Here is a 17,519-nt window from a genome sequence, read left to right as displayed (position 1 = left end):
CCTTCTTTTTCCCAGTTTATAAGTGTCCTTCGACTAATCGAGTATATTTCTTTTATTTTTTGCATACTTAATAACATCTATCATCACCTAATTAAAATTATACCTTTTTGCACAACTATCTTCAACTGTTTTGACCTCCTTTAAAATTTACTAATTGAATTTATTTCCGATTTTACTTTTTTAAAAAATAATTATAAAAAATTAAAAGCCTTTCACCTTACAAAAAGGGCGAAAGGCTTAATTCCGCGGTACCACCTTAATTCCTGGATAAAAATTATTTTATTTTATCCAGGCGCTTAAATTGATAACGGTATACTCCGTCCTTTGCTTTAAAGTTCGCAAGGAAGCTCTGGGGCGACCTTCAAAAGCTTTCCTTAAGAAGGCTTTCACCAACACGCCTTCCTCTCTGATAAGGAAAGTCTTTTTACTCCTCCCCTTCAATGCTTTTCCTTTATTAATATTTTTATTTAAATTTTAGCTATAATACCTTCTAGTGTCAAGTATAAGTAAAGATAACAGCTTATGTATTTCTTATGCATTTAATAACAACTTTCCTCTTCCTCGGGCCATCGAACTCACAAAAAAAGATACCTTGCCAACTGCCGAGAACAAGCTCACCGTTTTCTATCGCAAGCATAACAGAACTTCCCATAAGCGACGCTTTTATGTGGGCATCAGAGTTTCCTTCCCTGTGCCTATAATCACCTTTTTGCGGAATAAGCTTGTTCAGCGAGTTTATTATATCGGTTTTAACATCTTGGTCGGCATTTTCGTTTATCGTTATTCCCGCGGTTGTATGGGGCACGAAAACAAGGCAAAGGCCGTCTTTTACCCCTAATTCTGATATACCTTTCCGAACCTCGTAGGTTATATCCACCATTTGAGTCCTTTCAGTCGTTTCTACACTGATTATTTTCATAAAATCTCCTCCCACTACAAGCCTACTTTACCCTGAGTCCCCGGTATCTATTTAAGCCTGCCGCTACTTCTTGAGGCCTGGGCATAGCAAGGTTTCCAGGGTGCTTCCCGTAAAAAGGTGAAACAATATCGAGACCGTATTTTTCTATATCTTTATATACCAAATTCACTACTTCTTTGAGAGTTCTCCTGCCGTCAACATACTTCTCAACGGCGTACCTTATAATTTCACCAACTGCACTGGTCTGGCTTTTGTCCACCAGTTGTTCCACGTAATCCATCTCTATGTATTCTCTACCGTATTGCAAAGTATCCACATCTTTGGACTTTATCTTTTTCTTACCCTTTAGCTCAAGGCCTTCTTTCAAAATAACCCTCGGGGTTACCGTAATAGGACCTTCCGTCCTTTCCCTTTTGCGGTAGGTCCTTATTTCTGCCGCAATACGCTTTGCCTCCTCCGTCACATCGTAGGGGCGGTAATCCTGCATTTTTATAACGCAGTCAGCCACATCAAAGTAATCTCCGCTTCCGCCCATAACGAGTATTGTTGATATCCCCAATTCCTCATAAAGCTGTCTGACTCGGTCAATGAAGGGAGTAATCGGCTCTTTTTCTTTGGCGACGAGTTTTTGCATTCTCGCATCCCTTATCATGAAATTGGTAGCACAGGTATCCTCATCCAAAAGGAGTAGGGTTGTACCAATTTCTACAGCTTCCATAATATTAGCTGCTTGAGATGTACTACCGCTTGCATTTTCCGTTGAAAATTTCCTTGTATCCTGGCCATCTGGAAGATTTTCAATAAAGGGGCTTATATCTACTTTTTCTACCCTTCTACCATCTTCTGCGCGAATTTTTACAGCATCTTCCAAAGTTATAACAAACTCTCTGCCATCGCCGGGGATATGATTGTAAATTCCCCGTTCGAGAGCTTTCAAAAGAGTTGTCTTTCCATGGTATCCGCCGCCAACAATGAGAGTTACCCCTTTTTTTATGCCCATCCCCGTTATTTTACCGCTATTGGGAAGTTCAAATTCCACCCGTAAACTTTCGGGTGAAATAAAAGGTATAGCCTTCTCTTTTTTTAAGGGTTTGTCGCTTATCCCACTTTCTCTCGGCAATATAGAACCATCTTTTATAAATGCCACAAGGCCTTTATTTTTCAGGCTTTTTCTTATAAACTCCTGATCTTCATATAGTTTAACCCACTCTTCAGATTCTCTCTTATCGTAATTTGAATAATTAATCCCCTTTTCCACGAGCAACGGGAGGTATTCAAAAAATACCCTCTCTGCTCCATTAGCGTTAATTTTTCTTCCATATGCTGGTAGACCTATGCTTAGCCTTACCTCAATAAAACCATCTTTTATTTTTACAGCAGTCCTTTCTAAAATCTCCTGACCGCCTTTATCTATAAAAATTTCCCCGCTATTTCCGGTGCCTGCAATCTTAGGTAACTTAACTATTTCAGAAAATATTTTCCTTGCAATATAATCTTCAAAAGCAATTTTCCGTTCTTTGGTAGAATACAACTTCTCATCAAAGCCAGCGTGTTTTTTATCAACCCTTATCCTTATCCTCGAAGGAGGCGCAAAAGGGTCTGATTGAACATGGTCTATAAAAAGAATAAAGCTTTCGAAATCATACTCGCCTTCAAGTTCCTTATATGCCTTGTAACCTTTGTTGTTTATTCTTTTTAAAATTTCTTGCAAATGCTTTTTTGTTTTCATTTTTTCCACCTCTATTGCTTAATTTTCCCTAATAAACCCTTCCGTGACATCCTCACCTCAATGAATTGATTTTATGGGCAGGAACATCCTGCATCTTAATCATGCCATAGCCGGGGAGGAAAATCAAGCCGCCATTTATCCCCCGGTTTCAACCGGGGGCATTCTGGTGAACTTTTGAAAAATATTTTAAAAAAAGAAAGGCCTTTTTAGGCCTTCTACTCCTTTTCTATTTTTTCCTTCTTTTCTTCCTGTATATCTTCTAATTTAATGATTTTATCTATGGAAATATCCACCTTTTCCACTTTATAACCGGTTAATGTCTCAACTTCACTAATAATCTTTTCCCTCACTTTTTGGGCTACTTCCGGAATTTTAACACCATAGATTACACTTAAGGTTACTTCAAAAGAAACCGTCCCGACATTGTCTTCTGTATCAATAGGGTCGCGCTTTTTTACCTTTATCTGTGGAGCAAACCTATCGGTAAATGCTTTTGTAATACCTGAAAGAGCCCATTTTTTTTCTTCCTTTATGACATCTTCTACTTTATGCATGGCTTCCTTAGCAATTTCCAAAAATACCGATTCCCCAATAGAGGTCCTACCGTCTACCATAATTTTTTCCCCCTTTAATAAATCATTTTTAAATTTTATATATTTTATATTATACCACAATATTCTTGAGAAAAAATTTAATTTTTAAACTTTTTTCTTTTTTATCTTTTTTATTTCCTCCAACCTCTCTGCAAACATCCTTTCCTTGCCCTGATCGGTAGGAAAATAGTATTTTACACCCTTTAGATTCTCGGGTAAACACTCCATATCTGCAATTTTTTCCTTGTAATCATGGGCGTATTTATAGCCCTTTCCATAACCCAAATCTTTCATTAATGATGTAGGCGCATTCCTTAAATGCAGCGGAACGGGCTCTGCAATGGTATTTAAAGCATCTTCCCTTGCTTTTTCGTAGGCTGTATAAAGGGCATTTGATTTAGGGCAAAGGGCAAGAAAAACTGCAGCTTGAGCAAGGTTCAACGCTGCTTCCGGCAGCCCCACAAATTGGACTGCTTGAAATGCTGACACAGTAATAGTTAAAGCCTCTGGATCAGCAAGCCCTACATCTTCGGAGGCTATCCTTATCAGCCTCCTCGCAATGTAAAGGGGATCCTCCCCTGATTCTATCATGCGTGCAAGCCAGTAAAGAGCCGCATCCACATCGCTGTTTCTTATGGATTTATGCAGGGCTGAAATTAAATTATAATGCTCTTCCCCTTTTTTATCATACAATAAAAATTTTCTTTGTACAGCCTCTTCTACTTCTTTTAAAGTAATTTCATATGTTCCGTCTTCGACCACCCTTGTCTTTAGAAAAGAAAGCTCTAAGGTATTTAGTGCGATTCTTGCATCACCATTGGAATAATTCGCAATTTTAAAGAGCAGATCTTCATCAATTTTTATTTTGTATCGTCCAAGGCCTCGCTCCTCATCGTTTAAGGCCCTTTTTAATATTTTGACAATATCCTCAGAAGTCAAAGGGTTTAAAACAAATACCTTCAACCGTGAAAGCAATGCTGAATTTAACTCAAAGGAAGGATTTTCAGTTGTAGCACCTATCAAAATTATATCTCCTCTTTCCACATACGGTAAAAAAGCATCCTGCTGGGCCTTGTTAAACCTGTGTATCTCATCGATGAATAAAATAGTCTTTTTCCCGAATCTTTTTCTTTCCTGTGCTTCTTTCATCACCTCTTTTATTTCTCCAATCCCCGACATCACGGCGCTAAAATTCAAAAAATTTGCATCCATTTTTTTTGCTATAATCATTGCAAGTGTAGTTTTTCCAACACCCGGCGGTCCCCAGAAAACCATAGAAGGTATATTGCCGCTTTCGATAAGTTTTCTTAATATTCCCTTTTCCGAAAGAAGGTGTTCCTGCCCAAAAAACTCATCTAAATCTTTTGGGCGCATTCTTTCAGCTAAGGGGGCATTTATTTTGTCGTAATGATCAAAAATTGATGATTGAATATCCATAATAGGTACCCCTTCTTAATGCACTATATTAAAATCTCTATACTTACCCATGTAATTTTTAAAGGTTGTTTCTATCTTCTCCACCTTTGCCCACCTTATACCGTTTTTAATAAAATCCAATAACTCCTTTATTTTTTCCTCCTCACCCTCCACTTCCAATTCCACACTTAAATCGGGCATATTTTTAACATAACCTTTTAGGCCGAGTTCTTTAGCCTTCATCATGGCGGAATACCTTAAACCCACTCCCTGAACAATCCCATAGATCCGCGCATAAACCGTCTTTTCCATTTAACCACCTGCCAACTTTTTTTATCAAATTATACAAAAAGTTATATTAATAAGCAATAAAAAGGAGTGCTATAATTATATCATGATAATAAAATTATTAAATAAAACCAAAAACGCAGGGGGAAACATTATGAAGTTTATCGATTTAAGAAGCGACACCGTTACTTTGCCCACACCTGAAATGCGTGAGGCAATGTACAAAGCCGAAGTAGGTGATGATGTATACGGAGAAGATCCAACAGTCAATAAATTAGAAGAAATGGCCGCAGATATTATGGGAAAAGAAGCGGCACTGTTTGTAACAAGCGGCACTCAAGGGAATCAAATTGCAGTAATGGCACATACCCAACCGGGCGATGAAATCATTTTGGAAGAGCGCTGCCACATTATAACCTATGAGGTTGGTGGAATTGCAAGGCTTGCAGGTGTTCAGGCAAAAACCATCTTTGGAAAATACGGATTTATGGCACCTGAGGATATTGAGGCAGCTATTAGAGAAGAAAACATTCACTATCCTCGCACTTCCTTAATTTGTGTAGAAAATACCCATAACCGCGCCGGCGGTACAGTAATGCCCTTAGATTTATTAAAAAGAACTCAAGAGGTTGGACAAAAATACGGTATTCCCATTCATATGGACGGTGCAAGGATATTTAATGCCGCTACGTACTTGAATGTGGATGTAAAGGAGATCGCAAAATACGCTGACAGCGTGATGTTTTGCCTTTCTAAAGGTTTATGTGCCCCTGTAGGTTCAATGCTTGTGGGTACAAAAAAATTCATTGAAAAAGCTCGCAAATTAAGAAAAATGTTAGGAGGAGGGCTTCGCCAAGCGGGTTTTCTTGCAGCATGCGGTATAGTGGCTTTAGAAAAAATGACAAAAAGGCTACACGAAGACCATATTAATGCAAGAATTTTAGCTGAAGGTCTATCTGAAATCCCCGGCATAAAATTGGATTTAGGTACTGTGCAAACAAACATAGTAATCTGCGATATTTCCGGACTTAAAATGACAAGTAATGAACTTGCTGAATCTTTATACAAATATAATATAAAAATTAACGGTTCAAAAAACACCATTGTAAGATTTGTAACCCACCATGGTATAAATAAAGAAGATATATTGTACACCATCGATGTTATAAAGAAAATTGCATTAAGGTGATTGGAGGCGAAAAATGAACGGCAACTTTGGCAAATGGTTTTTAACAAAAGTAAAAAAAGCCATAATAAACTACAACATGATAGAGAATAATGATAAAATCGCCGTAGGAGTTTCTGGAGGAAAGGATTCATCCGCACTTTTGTTCATCCTTGATTTAGTCCGAAAAAATTCCCCTTTAAACTTTGATATTGTAGCGGTGTCTATTGACTTAGGTTTTGGTATGGATTACACCCCATTAAAAGAATTTTGCCAAAAAATCAATATCCCTTTACATATTATCCCTTCAGAGATTGGTAAAATTGTATTTGAAATTAGAAAGGAAAAAAATCCCTGCTCTTTGTGCTCCAAAATGAGAAGGGGTGCTTTAGACAGTGCCGCCGTTGAGCTTGGCTGCAATAAGGTAGCCCTTGCACATCACGCCGATGATGCTTCTGAAACCCTTCTTCTCAACTTAATATTCACTGGCCGATTTGCAACCTTTGAGCCAAAAACTTATCTTTCAAGAAAAAAAGTCACTTTAATAAGACCTTTGATTTACCTTAAAGAACAAACGATAAAATCCATCGTTAAGTCACAAAATCTTCCTGTAATCGAGTCTTTATGCCCCGCAACAGGTAAAACTAAAAGGGAAGAAATGAAAAAATTCATAGATCAATTCGAATCGCTATTCCCAAAAGCAAGGGATAATATTATCGCAGCTATTGACAGAAAAAGATTTTTTATGGAGGAAAATGCTTTTAAAAAAGATGAGGCATTAGATTAATAAAAAAGAGAGCATAGCTTGCTCTCTTTTTGCTTTAATATAAATGACATGCGACAAAGTGGCCTTTTGATACTTCCTTAAATTCCGGATTGTTTTCTTTGCATATGGGTTTTGCAAACCTGCACCTTTTGGCAAATCGGCATCCCTCGGGTGGATTGATGGGACTGGGAACATCTCCTTCAAGCAGGATACGCTTTTTGCTTCTCTCCACTTCTGGATCAGGTACAGGAATTGCTGAAAGCAGTGCCTGAGTATAAGGATGAAGAGGATTTTTATAAAGCTCTTCCGACTTTGTTAGCTCAACCACAATTCCGAGGTACATAACTGCTACCCTGTCGGAAACATACCTTACTACAGAAAGATCATGGGCAATAAAAAGGTATGTCAGTCTCATCTTCTGCTGTAAATCCATTAAAAGGTTAATTATCTGTGCCTGAATGGAAACGTCCAAAGCTGAAATAGGCTCATCACATACTATAAATTTTGGTTCCACTGCAAGCGCTCTTGCTATGCCAATTCTTTGCCTTTGGCCTCCTGAAAATTCGTGGGGAAAGCGGTTTACGTGTTCTTTATTTAGTCCCACAGTCCTTAATAATTCATAAATCCTTTCAGTTCTTTCTTTTCCGCTATAAAGCCTATGAATATCGATACCTTCACCTATGATGTCTCCCACTGTCATTCTTGGATTCAAAGAAGCATAAGGGTCTTGGAATATCATTTGGGCTTTTCTGTTGAAATCCCTTAATTCAGCACCGTTTAATCTATGAACGTTCTTACCTTCAAAAAGGACTTCTCCAGCGGTTGGTTCGTATAACCTTACAATCGTCCTCCCTAAGGTTGTTTTACCGCATCCGCTTTCTCCTACAAGGCCAAGAGTCTCGCCTTCTTCAATAAATAAATTTACATTGTCTACAGCTTTTAGAATCGCATTCTTTCCTACCTTAAAAAACTTTTTAAGGTTTTTTATCTCAATTAATCTATTTTTCATATCATTCATTTACAGACACCCCTTTCCCGATCGGAGGAACTACCTTAGGTGCCATAAGATGCTTTAACCAGCACGCTACTGAATGTCCATCGTTTATAACATACTCGGGCGGGTATTTCTCATAACATATCTTCATAGCATACTCACACCTTGCTGCAAAGGCACAACCTACAGGAGGAGCAAAAAGATCTGGTGGTGTTCCGTCTATCGAAGCAAGCCTTTCGCTCTTTGTAATATTGAGTCTCGGCACTGAAAGCAAAAGTCCCCAGGTATATGGATGCTGCGGGTTATAGAATATATCATTGAGGTTGCCTCTTTCGATGACTTTTCCTGCATACATTACGAGTACTTTATCGGCAAGATTTGCTACAACTCCTAAGTTATGAGTTATTATTATGATTGAAGTGTTTAATTTCTTTTGTAAATCCCTCATCAAGTCAAGTATCTGCGCCTGTATAGTAACGTCTAGAGCCGTTGTGGGCTCGTCTGCTATCAAAAGTTTAGGGTTGCATGCGAGGGCTATCGCTATCATTGCCCTCTGCCTCATACCACCGCTGAACTCATGGGGGTACTGGTCGACCCTTTTTTCAGCATTGGGTATACCTACCATTTTTAGCATTTCTATCGCTTTTTGCTTAGCATCTTTTGGATTCATCTTTTGATGTTTAATTAAACTTTCTGCAATCTGGTTCCCTACCTTCATCGTAGGGTTTAAAGATGTCATTGGGTCCTGGAAGACCATGCTCATCTCTGAACCCCGAACTTTTTCCATCTCTTTCTCCGACAGTTTTGTTATGTCTTTGCCGTCAAAAATTATAGAACCATTTTTAATTATACCCGGTGGCATGGGTATAAGTCTCATAATCGTCTGCACGGTTACGGTTTTCCCGCAGCCGGATTCACCTACTATTGCGAGGGTTTCCCCTCTTTTCACATCAAAGCTAACCCCTCTTACAGCTTTTATTTCCCCCGCATAAGTTTTAAATGAAACTTCAAGGTCTTTTACCTCTAAAATCTTCTCCATTTAGCCCTTCCTCCTCCTTTTAACTGCGCAATCTCGGGTCTAATGCATCTCTTAAACCATCGCCTAAAAGGTTTAAGGAAAGCATGGTGGTGCTGATGAAAAACGCGGGGATGAAAAGCTGATAGGGGTATATCCTAAAGGTCTGTGCACCGTATGCCGCTAACTGACCCCAGCTGGACTGTGGCGGTACCACACCGAGCCCGATAAAGCTTAAGAATGCTTCGGAGAAAATTGCTCCGGGGACTGACATGGTAAGATTTACAAGTATAACACCGAGAGTGTTTGGAATCAGGTGCCTAAAAATTATCCTCGCATGGCTGGCACCTAAAACCTTTGCCGCAAGAACAAATTCCTGCTCTTTTAACTGCAATACCTGGCCTCTTACAAGCCTTGCCATTCCAAGCCATCCACCAACTACTAAAGCAAGGATTAATGGAACAATACCCTGACCCAAAACCACCATCATTAATATAACTATTATCATATAAGGAATTGCGTACATTACATCTATAAATCTCATTATAACCATATCAACTTTTCCACCAAAATACCCCGAAATTCCGCCAACTATAACACCTATGAAAGCATTTAATAGAGCTGCTACAAACCCTATCATCAAGGATACCCTTGCTCCCATCCAGGTGCGTTCCCATAAATCTCTTCCTAAGGAGTCTGTACCAAACCAGTGCTTTGCTGAAGGGGGCTGGTCGGCTTCAGAAGGGTTTGTTGTTCTGTAATCATAGGGTGTCATATAAGGCCCGACTATAGCCATAATTGTATACAATATTATGATTATCAGTCCAAGCATCGCTATTTTATTTTGTTTTAACCTTCTCCACGCGTCCTGCCAATAAGTTATGCTCGGCCTTACTATTGCTTCCATTTCACTTATGTTTTTGCCTACATGGGTAAAAAGTTCCTTTGAAAATTCTTCGACATTATTCTGCATAGCTTACACCTCCTTATTTACCAGATAACCTGATTCTTGGATCAATTATTCCATAAATAATATCCACTACAAAGTTTGCAGCAATCAAAAACAGTCCGTAAAACACCGTCATGCCGAGCACCAAAGAATAGTCAAGGTTTTGTATTCCTAAAATATAAAACTTTCCTAATCCCGGTATAGCAAAAATCTGCTCAATTACAAACGTACCAGTCAAAAGCGTAGCAGTAACCGGGCCTAAAACAGTAACTACAGGTAAAATTGCGTTTCTAATCTGGTGCCTCCAAACTATCTGAGTGGGAGAAAGTCCCTTTGACTTTGCTGTTTTAATATAGTCCTGGTTAACAACATCAAGCATGCTCGCCCTCATAAGCCTTGCCATCAATGCCAATGAACCGAGGCTTAATGCAAAGGTAGGCATTATGGTATAGGCAAAACCCTTCCATTGAGCAACAGGCAATAGTTTCAGTTTTATTGCAAAGTAATACTGAAGCAAAGGTCCTATAACAAATCCCGGAACGGAAATACCGATAATTGCTATAAACATGCTTAAATAATCTAAAGGTTTGTTCCTGTTCAAAGCAGCAATAATACCCAAAGTAACTCCTACAATTGTAGCAAAAATTACTGCCCTTATTCCTAAATCTGCGGAATAAGGAAAAGCCTGTTTTATTACCTCATTTACCGTTCTATTCTTGTATCTTAAAGAATAACCCAAGTCGCCTTTTAATAAATTAGTTATATATCTGAAATACTGAACGTATAAAGGTTTATCAAATCCATAGTATCTCATCATGTTTTGCTTAATTTCAGGAGTAATTTTTTCGCTTAAAAAGGGATCACCCGGAAGAAGCCTTACAAGGAAAAATACAATGGTTACTAAAACCCATGCCGTAATTAAAGAAACCAGAAACCTATTCAATATATATCGGCCCATTTATATACCCCCGATTAATTATTTTATTTTAGTTATTTTATTTTTTAATATTTTATTATAATGAACATTTTTAATTATCACAAACGGAGGTATATGCTTTATGCATACACCTCCGTCCATTATTTTCTTTATTCAAGATTTTTTAACTTCAATTACTTGTATTTACCTTCTACATCGGCATAGATAAAGTCAGGATCAGGACCTATGAAGTTTCTTACTAAGCCTGTTACATAGTCTCTCTTTGTCCATGCCCTTTGTCTGAAGTATACCGGTACAATTGGACCTTTTTCAAGGAGGAGTTTCTCAGCTTCAAACATAGCATCGGCACGTTTCTTGAAGTCCGTTGTAGTCTTTGCAAATTTAACAAGTTCATCGTATTGTTTGTTGCTCCATCCGGTATTGTTATGGCCACCGCCGGTTACCCAGAGGTCAATATAGGTCATTGGGTCATCGTAGTCAGGACCCCAACCGGCAAATACTATATCGTAGTCGGATTTGTTCATAAGCTCAAGTCTCTGCTTGAAGGGCACCTGTTTAATGGTAATTTCAATGCCGAGGTTCTTCTTTATCATATCCTGCACGGTTTCTGCCATTAATTTTGCCCTGGAGCTGTCATCAGTCAAGAATTCAATCTTTATTTTTGAAGGATCGCTTATCTTCAGTTCCTTAAGCGCTTTGTCTAAATACTCTTTTGCCTTTGCAGGGTCAGCCTTCTTGGGATAGAACTCATAGGGGTATTCCTCTACAAATTTCTTTTCTACACCGGAAAGGAGTGGCAGTACGTATCTTGTAGCAGGATCGGATACACCTTTCATTGTAGCCTTGATGAAGTCTTCTCTGTCGATTGCAAATCCAAAGGCCCTTATGAAGTTCTCATTTGCAAGCCATGGTTTACCAGGCCTCTTTACGTTGAACTGGAAGTAGAATTCGGCACCGTCGTAGTAGAAAAGAGCTTTTCCTTCATTCTTAAGCTGTTCTACGAAATCCGGTGGAATACCGACAAAGTCGAGTTCTCCGTTTTCATACATCTGATAAGCTGTATTAGGCTCTGTTACTACTAAAATCCTTACCCTATCAAGCTTAATGGCATCTTTGTTCCAGTAGTTGGGGTTCTTTTCAAGGATTAATTCCTGTTCGTGTTTCCAGTCTTTCAATATGAACGGCCCGTTGTAGAGCATCTTATCCGCATCAGCAGCGTATTTTTCGCCCATCTTTTCTACAAAATCCTTCTTTACAGGATAGAAGGAAATAAAGCTCAACAAGCTTTCAAAGTATTTTACCGGTACCTTTAGTTTGATTTGCAGTGTTTTTTCATCAAGAGCTTTTACTCCAACCTGATTGGGATCTGTAATTTTCTTTGTATTGTATTCTTCACCGTTTACGATGTAGTAGCCCTGGAAAGCGTATTCAGAAGCGGTGTTGGGGTCAAGTAGCCTTTTAATAGCATACTCAAAATCGTAAGCTGTAACCGGTGAACCATCGCTCCACTTTGCATCCCTTAAATGGAAAGTATACGTGGTTTTATCTTCTGATACTTCCCACTTTTCAGCCATTCCGGGATACACTTTTCCATCATATACCCTTACCAAACCTTCAAAAATAGCATTACCAACCATTATTGCATAAGTGTCGGTAGCCTTCTGCGCATCAAGGTTTGGAACTTCTGCGCCGATAGCAAATACCAATTCTTTTTCTTTGGGTTGTGCTTGCTGTTGCTGCTGATTTTGATTGGAAGACTGCTGGCTGCCGCATCCCGTAAGCATTCCTATCACTAATAAGAGAATTACCAAAAGAGCTATGCTTTTTCTTAACATTTAATTCCCTCCCGTAGAATTAAGAATTTTAGTTAATTTTCATAATAATTTTATTCTAATATCCCCCCTTTTTAGTAATTATTTTAAATTTATTATTAAAAAATAACAAATGTAAATTTAACCAAAAGAATATTTATAAATATGTATATACACAAATATCACACAATATACTAAAGCTATTAATAATTCCAAAAAAAAAAAAATTTTTTATTTCTTTATTTAGTAAAACACTGCAATTTAACAATTTACAACTACATTTATATATTCTCCAAAGATTTTTATTTTCCTTCTTTTTTAAACATAATTATAAAAAGATGTCAGACAAGTTAATTTAAAATATAAAAAAGCTCCCATTAAAGGGAACCAACATTTTAAAAATACAAGGTATATTTTATAAAATTTTAATAAATAAATTAACTTAACAGTTCCTTTAGCACCTTATTAGCCAACTGGGGATTTGCTTTGCCTTTAGTCTCCTTCATCAATTGACCCACTAAAAATCCAAAGGCTTTTTCCTTGCCGCTCTTATAATCTTCTACTGATTTTTGATTTTCATTTATGACCTTTTGTGCTATCTTTCTCAATTCCTCTTCATCGGTTATCTGAACCAGGCCCTTTTCCTTTACAATTAATTCAGGGTCTTTCCCTGTTTCAAACATTTCCTTGAATACATCCTTTGCAATTTTGCCGCTGATAGTGCCGTTATCAATGAGTTTTAGCATTTTTATCAAATCTTCAGGTTTAAAAATTATCTCTTCAATTTCCATTCCTTTTTCATTTAATAAACCGAGGAGTTCGGACATCACCCAGTTGCTCACCATCTTCGGGTCATGGTAAAGCTTCACACATTCTTCGTAGAATCTTGCCAGCGCTTTATTTGAAGTGATAACAGAAGCATCGTATTCGGGAAGTCCAAAATCTTTTATATATCTTTTTTTCTTTTCATCCGGCAATTCGGGAAGGGTGTTTTTAATTTCTTCCACCCATTTTCTATCTATAACCATTGGAACTAAATCAGGATCTGGAAAATATCTATAATCGTGGGCTTCTTCCTTGCTCCTCATAGAAGTAGTAATACCTCTTGTTTCATCCCACCGCCTCGTCTCCTGAACGATTTCGTAGCCCTGTTCTAACAATTCCCTCTGCCTTTTTTCCTCATATTCAAGAGCCCGCTTGACCGCTTTAAAAGAACCTAAATTTTTGATTTCTACCTTTTTACCAAATTTTTCAGAGCCTAAAGGCCTCAATGAAATATTCACATCACAGCGAAGAGACCCTTCCTCCATTTTGCAGTCGGAAACTTCTATGTATTGAAGGATTGTTTTTAATTTATTTAGGTATAGCCAGGCTTCTTCAGGTGACCTAAGATCGGGCTCGGATACAATCTCTATCAAAGGAACACCCGTCCTGTTTAAGTCAACAAGAGAATAATTTCTCCCCTCTTCATGAATAAGTTTGCCCGCATCTTCTTCTAGATGCAGCCGGTTAATTCCAATTCTCTTTATCTTACCATCGATTTCTATTTCTATATACCCTTTTCTTGCAAGAGGCATATCGTATTGGGATATCTGATAAGCTTTTGGAAGATCGGGATAAAAATAGTTCTTTCTATCAAATTTTGAATACTCGGCTATCTCACAGTTTAACGCAAGGGCAGCTTTTATTGCGTATTCTACAGCTTTTTTATTGGTTACCGGAAGCACTCCAGGCATTCCGAGGCAAACCGGACAACAGTGGGTATTAACATCTCCCCCGAATTCGGTACTGCAACCGCAGAAAACCTTCGATTTTGTCAGTAACTCTACATGAACTTCCAAACCAATTATTGTTTCATACCCCATTATGCGGACCTCCTTAATCAAGTTGCGGCTTTCTTTTTTCTAAAGCTACAGCCTTTTCAAAGGTATATGCAGCCCTCAAAATCGTTTTTTCATCAAAAGCCTTTCCGATAAGCTGAATTCCAATAGGCAAATTATTTGAAAAACCCGCGGGTATAGAGATAGCAGGGAGTCCTGCCATATTTACAGGGATAGTGCATACATCAGACATGTACATTTTTAAAGGGTCATCAACCATTTCACCGATCTTAAAAGCTGTAGAAGGTGCTGTAGGTGATAGTATTAAATCGTATCTTTCAAAAGCTTTGTCAAAATCCCTCTTTACGAGGGTTCTTACTTTTTGTGCCTTTAAATAGTAGGCATCATAGTAACCCGCACTTAATGCATAAGTGCCGAGCATTATTCTCCTTTTAACCTCTGCGCCGAACCCTTCACTCCTCGTCTTTTTATACAAATCTATTAAATCATCGTAATTCTTAGCCCTTACACCATATCTTATCCCATCGTACCTTGCAAGGTTGGAACTGGCTTCCGCAGGAGCTATAATATAATAAGCCCATAAGGCGTACTCTGTATGGGGCAAGGATATTTCCTCACATTTTGCTCCTAAATCCTCAAAAAGCTTTGCAGCATCAAAAACTGCCGATTTTACATCTTCCTCGATTCCTTCGCCAATGTATTCCTTAGGGATACCGATCTTTAAGCCGCGAACATCCTCAACCAAGCTTTTGGTAAAATCTTCTACAGGGACATTTGCAGAAGTAGAATCCTTTTCGTCCCATCCACAAATATAATTTAAAACTATGGCACAATCCGTTACATCCTTTGTTATCGGACCGATTTGGTCAAGGGACGATGCATAAGCTACAAGGCCGTATCTTGATACCCTCCCGTAAGTAGGTTTTAAACCTACTACACCACAGTAGTTTGCCGGTTGCCTTATGGACCCACCCGTATCCGAACCGAGGGCGTAAATGCATTCATCAGCTGCTACAGCTGCGGCAGACCCTCCCGATGATCCACCAGGAACCCTTTCCAAATCCCAGGGATTTCTGGTGGGGAAAAAAGCTGAATTTTCGGTTGAAGAGCCCATGGCAAACTCATCCATATTGGTTTTACCAATAATTACAGCATTACAACCTTTTAATTTCTTTACAACCGTCGCATCATAGGGAGGAATAAAATTTTCTAAAATTTTAGAGGAACAGGTTGTCCTCAAATTATATGTACAAATATTGTCCTTTACGGCAACAGGAATACCGGAAAGAGGGTTTGAAAAATCCTTTTGTTTATCAATTTCTTCACTATTTTTTATTGCTTCTTCTTCATTCAGAGTAACATAGGCTTTTATTTTTCCCTCTACTTGTTTAATCCTTTCAATAACCGATAAGGTTAAGTCCTTTGAGGATATTTCTCCTTCTTTTAAAAGCTGGTTGGCTTCATGAATTGTAAGTTCATATAGTTTCAATTTTGCACCCTCCTATCCCTCTTATTCTTCAATAACCCTCGGGACCTTGAAAAACCCTTTCTCGCTGTCAGGCGCATTTTTTAAAACCTCATCCAAAGGAAGACTATCAAAAACCTCATCTTCCCTAAAAACATTCTGTATAGGTATAACGTGAGATGTGGGAGGAACATCCTTTGTGTCTAATTCGGATAATTTATCCATATATTCCAAAATAGAGTTTAATTTTTCTGCCATTTCTTCCTTTTCTTCCTCAGTAAGATAAAGTCTCGCTAAGTTTGCAACATGTTCAACAGTCTCTTTAGTAATTTTCACGTTTTCACCTCTTTCCACAGTTTTCAACGACTAATATTTTATCATTTTGCCTACCATTATACAACAAAATTAATCGCCGGAAAATTATATATTCCCGGCGAAGATTTCTGAAAGATTTTTCCCTTTCAAATCCCAATTAAAATCTATTAGTGCTTTCTGAAACTCTTTAAAAAACTTAAAAAGCTTTTCTTCCCTTGCATTCTCGCCCATATGACCGATTCTCCACACTTTACCGGAAAGTTTTCCCCAGCTACCCGCAATCATTACCTTGTATTCTTCTTGCAAATGTTTTCTAAATCTTTCATCTTCTATCCCAGAAGGTACATAAAAAGCCGTAACAGTATCTGATTCAAAACCTTCCTTAGGATAAATCTTAAATCCCGCTTCTTTTAAAGTTTTTCTTACCGCACAGGCAATATTTCTATGTCTTTCGTAAATGTTTTCCCCTTCTTCTAAAACCGTGTCTACTGCTTCATTTAACCCGTAAATATCTGATACGGGTTGGGTATACGGAAATACCCGTTTTTCTTTCCACATTTCTTTCCACAAGAGTAAGTTCAAGTAGTAACCGTGAATAGGATGTTTTCGTTTTTCTATTTTTTCCCATGCCCATTTACTAATGGAGAGGAAGGTGAGACCAGGAGGAGCCGAAAGGCATTTTTGCGAACCTCCAAGGATTACATCTACTCCCCATTCATCAGTTTTTATTTTCATGCCCCCTATGGAAGAAACCGCATCAACTATAGTGATAATTCCCCTTTCATGAAGGTACGGGCATATTTCTTCAATCGGGTTTATCAAGCCTGCAGGGGTTTCACAGTGAACCACAGTCGCTATTTTTATATCAGGATGCCTGTTTAAAACATCCTCTAAATCTTTTTTTGTTACAGGCTCGTTATACTCCTTTCTGAGATAAAAAGGGATACCGCCGTACATTTCTACAAAATCGCCAAATCCTTCTCCAAAAACACCATTTGCTACACACAGCACCTTATCTTCAGGCTCTACAATCGAAGCTACAGCAGCTTCCAAGCCCAGTATGCCTTCTCCGCTTAATATGAACACGTCTTCATCAGTATTTAAAACTTTTTTTAATTTACTGCACAAGCTGTCGTAAAATGTAAAAAATTCTTCATCTAAATCAGGATTGGTTATTGGTTTTGAAAGAGCCCTCCTTACTCTTTCTGACACTTCGGTAGGCCCAGGAGTCATAATCATAATTTCTTTTCCCACAACTTATTCCTCCTCGTATAATATGTTTTAGAAATTATCACAGAACCTTTTTTAGGTTCTTG

16 protein-coding genes, 1 pseudogene and 1 other annotated feature are annotated in these 17,519 nt (G+C 38.2%); of the genes and pseudogenes, 2 read left to right on the top strand and 15 right to left on the bottom strand.

The genetic code is table 11. From position 1 onward, the window contains the following. From ACPLVF_RS11020 to ACPLVF_RS10995, 6 genes and pseudogenes are all read right to left on the bottom strand, one after another. Positions 1 to 77: pseudogene (locus ACPLVF_RS11020) on the bottom strand (IS607 family transposase); the annotation flags it as partial. A 144-nt stretch (positions 78 to 221) separates the two neighbouring features. After that, positions 222 to 450: a binding site (T-box leader), on the bottom strand. 70 nt (positions 451 to 520) lie between these two features. Then, positions 521 to 919, bottom strand: coding sequence for a secondary thiamine-phosphate synthase enzyme YjbQ (locus ACPLVF_RS11015; protein ID WP_424907878.1), 399 nt, complete (start codon positions 917 to 919; stop codon positions 521 to 523). A 22-nt stretch (positions 920 to 941) separates the two neighbouring features. Further along, positions 942 to 2,648: an ABC-ATPase domain-containing protein gene (locus ACPLVF_RS11010; RefSeq protein WP_424907877.1), complete on the bottom strand. Its 1,707-nt coding sequence runs from the start codon at positions 2,646 to 2,648 to the stop codon at positions 942 to 944. A gap of 215 nt (positions 2,649 to 2,863) precedes the next feature. After that, the gene (locus ACPLVF_RS11005; protein WP_424907876.1) at positions 2,864 to 3,262 is read right to left on the bottom strand and encodes an Asp23/Gls24 family envelope stress response protein; all 399 of its coding nucleotides are present in this window, start codon (positions 3,260 to 3,262) and stop codon (positions 2,864 to 2,866) included. A gap of 84 nt (positions 3,263 to 3,346) precedes the next feature. Beyond that, complete coding sequence (locus ACPLVF_RS11000) at positions 3,347 to 4,678, bottom strand: replication-associated recombination protein A (protein WP_424907875.1); 1,332 nt, start codon at positions 4,676 to 4,678, stop codon at positions 3,347 to 3,349. Between the two features lie 15 nt (positions 4,679 to 4,693). Continuing rightward, positions 4,694 to 4,969: an acylphosphatase gene (locus ACPLVF_RS10995; RefSeq protein WP_424907874.1), complete on the bottom strand. Its 276-nt coding sequence runs from the start codon at positions 4,967 to 4,969 to the stop codon at positions 4,694 to 4,696. A gap of 130 nt (positions 4,970 to 5,099) precedes the next feature. Here ACPLVF_RS10995 and ltaE point away from each other — a divergent pair, with 130 nt between their 5' ends. Further along, positions 5,100 to 6,134 carry a low-specificity L-threonine aldolase gene (gene ltaE / locus ACPLVF_RS10990; protein ID WP_424907873.1) on the top strand — a complete coding sequence of 345 codons (1,035 nt, stop codon included), beginning with the start codon at positions 5,100 to 5,102 and terminating at the stop codon, positions 6,132 to 6,134. 13 nt (positions 6,135 to 6,147) lie between these two features. Then, positions 6,148 to 6,897: a tRNA lysidine(34) synthetase gene (locus tag ACPLVF_RS10985; RefSeq protein WP_424907872.1), complete on the top strand. Its 750-nt coding sequence runs from the start codon at positions 6,148 to 6,150 to the stop codon at positions 6,895 to 6,897. 34 nt (positions 6,898 to 6,931) lie between these two features. On the opposite strand, the gene ACPLVF_RS10980 is transcribed toward ACPLVF_RS10985, so the two are convergent. From ACPLVF_RS10980 to ACPLVF_RS10940, 9 genes are all read right to left on the bottom strand, one after another. After that, positions 6,932 to 7,885: an ABC transporter ATP-binding protein gene (locus tag ACPLVF_RS10980; RefSeq protein WP_424907880.1), complete on the bottom strand. Its 954-nt coding sequence runs from the start codon at positions 7,883 to 7,885 to the stop codon at positions 6,932 to 6,934. Between the two features lies 1 nt (position 7,886). Next, positions 7,887 to 8,909, bottom strand: coding sequence for an ABC transporter ATP-binding protein (locus ACPLVF_RS10975; RefSeq protein WP_424907871.1), 1,023 nt, complete (start codon positions 8,907 to 8,909; stop codon positions 7,887 to 7,889). Between the two features lie 19 nt (positions 8,910 to 8,928). Next, entirely contained in the window at positions 8,929 to 9,858 is a 930-nt protein-coding gene (locus tag ACPLVF_RS10970; RefSeq protein WP_424907870.1) for an ABC transporter permease, read from the bottom strand. 13 nt (positions 9,859 to 9,871) lie between these two features. After that, entirely contained in the window at positions 9,872 to 10,792 is a 921-nt protein-coding gene (locus ACPLVF_RS10965) for an ABC transporter permease (protein ID WP_424907869.1), read from the bottom strand. Between the two features lie 152 nt (positions 10,793 to 10,944). Further along, positions 10,945 to 12,606: a peptide ABC transporter substrate-binding protein gene (locus ACPLVF_RS10960; RefSeq protein WP_424907868.1), complete on the bottom strand. Its 1,662-nt coding sequence runs from the start codon at positions 12,604 to 12,606 to the stop codon at positions 10,945 to 10,947. 413 nt (positions 12,607 to 13,019) lie between these two features. Then, positions 13,020 to 14,447 carry an Asp-tRNA(Asn)/Glu-tRNA(Gln) amidotransferase subunit GatB gene (gatB, locus tag ACPLVF_RS10955; protein WP_424907867.1) on the bottom strand — a complete coding sequence of 476 codons (1,428 nt, stop codon included), beginning with the start codon at positions 14,445 to 14,447 and terminating at the stop codon, positions 13,020 to 13,022. Positions 14,448 to 14,460: 13 nt separating this feature from the next. Next, on the bottom strand, positions 14,461 to 15,912 hold the full coding sequence (gene gatA, locus ACPLVF_RS10950; protein ID WP_424907866.1) for an Asp-tRNA(Asn)/Glu-tRNA(Gln) amidotransferase subunit GatA: 1,452 nt from the start codon (positions 15,910 to 15,912) through the stop codon (positions 14,461 to 14,463). A 21-nt stretch (positions 15,913 to 15,933) separates the two neighbouring features. After that, positions 15,934 to 16,224: an Asp-tRNA(Asn)/Glu-tRNA(Gln) amidotransferase subunit GatC gene (gene gatC, locus ACPLVF_RS10945; RefSeq protein WP_424907865.1), complete on the bottom strand. Its 291-nt coding sequence runs from the start codon at positions 16,222 to 16,224 to the stop codon at positions 15,934 to 15,936. An 84-nt stretch (positions 16,225 to 16,308) separates the two neighbouring features. Beyond that, positions 16,309 to 17,442: a pyridoxal-phosphate-dependent aminotransferase family protein gene (locus ACPLVF_RS10940; protein ID WP_424907879.1), complete on the bottom strand. Its 1,134-nt coding sequence runs from the start codon at positions 17,440 to 17,442 to the stop codon at positions 16,309 to 16,311. Positions 17,443 to 17,519: the final 77 nt, after the last annotated feature.

It is taken from the genome of Thermovenabulum sp. (assembly GCF_049701175.1).
In the GTDB taxonomy this organism is placed as follows: domain Bacteria; phylum Bacillota; class Thermosediminibacteria; order Thermosediminibacterales; family Thermosediminibacteraceae; genus Thermovenabulum.
The sequence above is the reverse complement of the archived record's forward strand: the minus strand, read 5'-3'. Positions and strand labels throughout refer to the sequence as shown.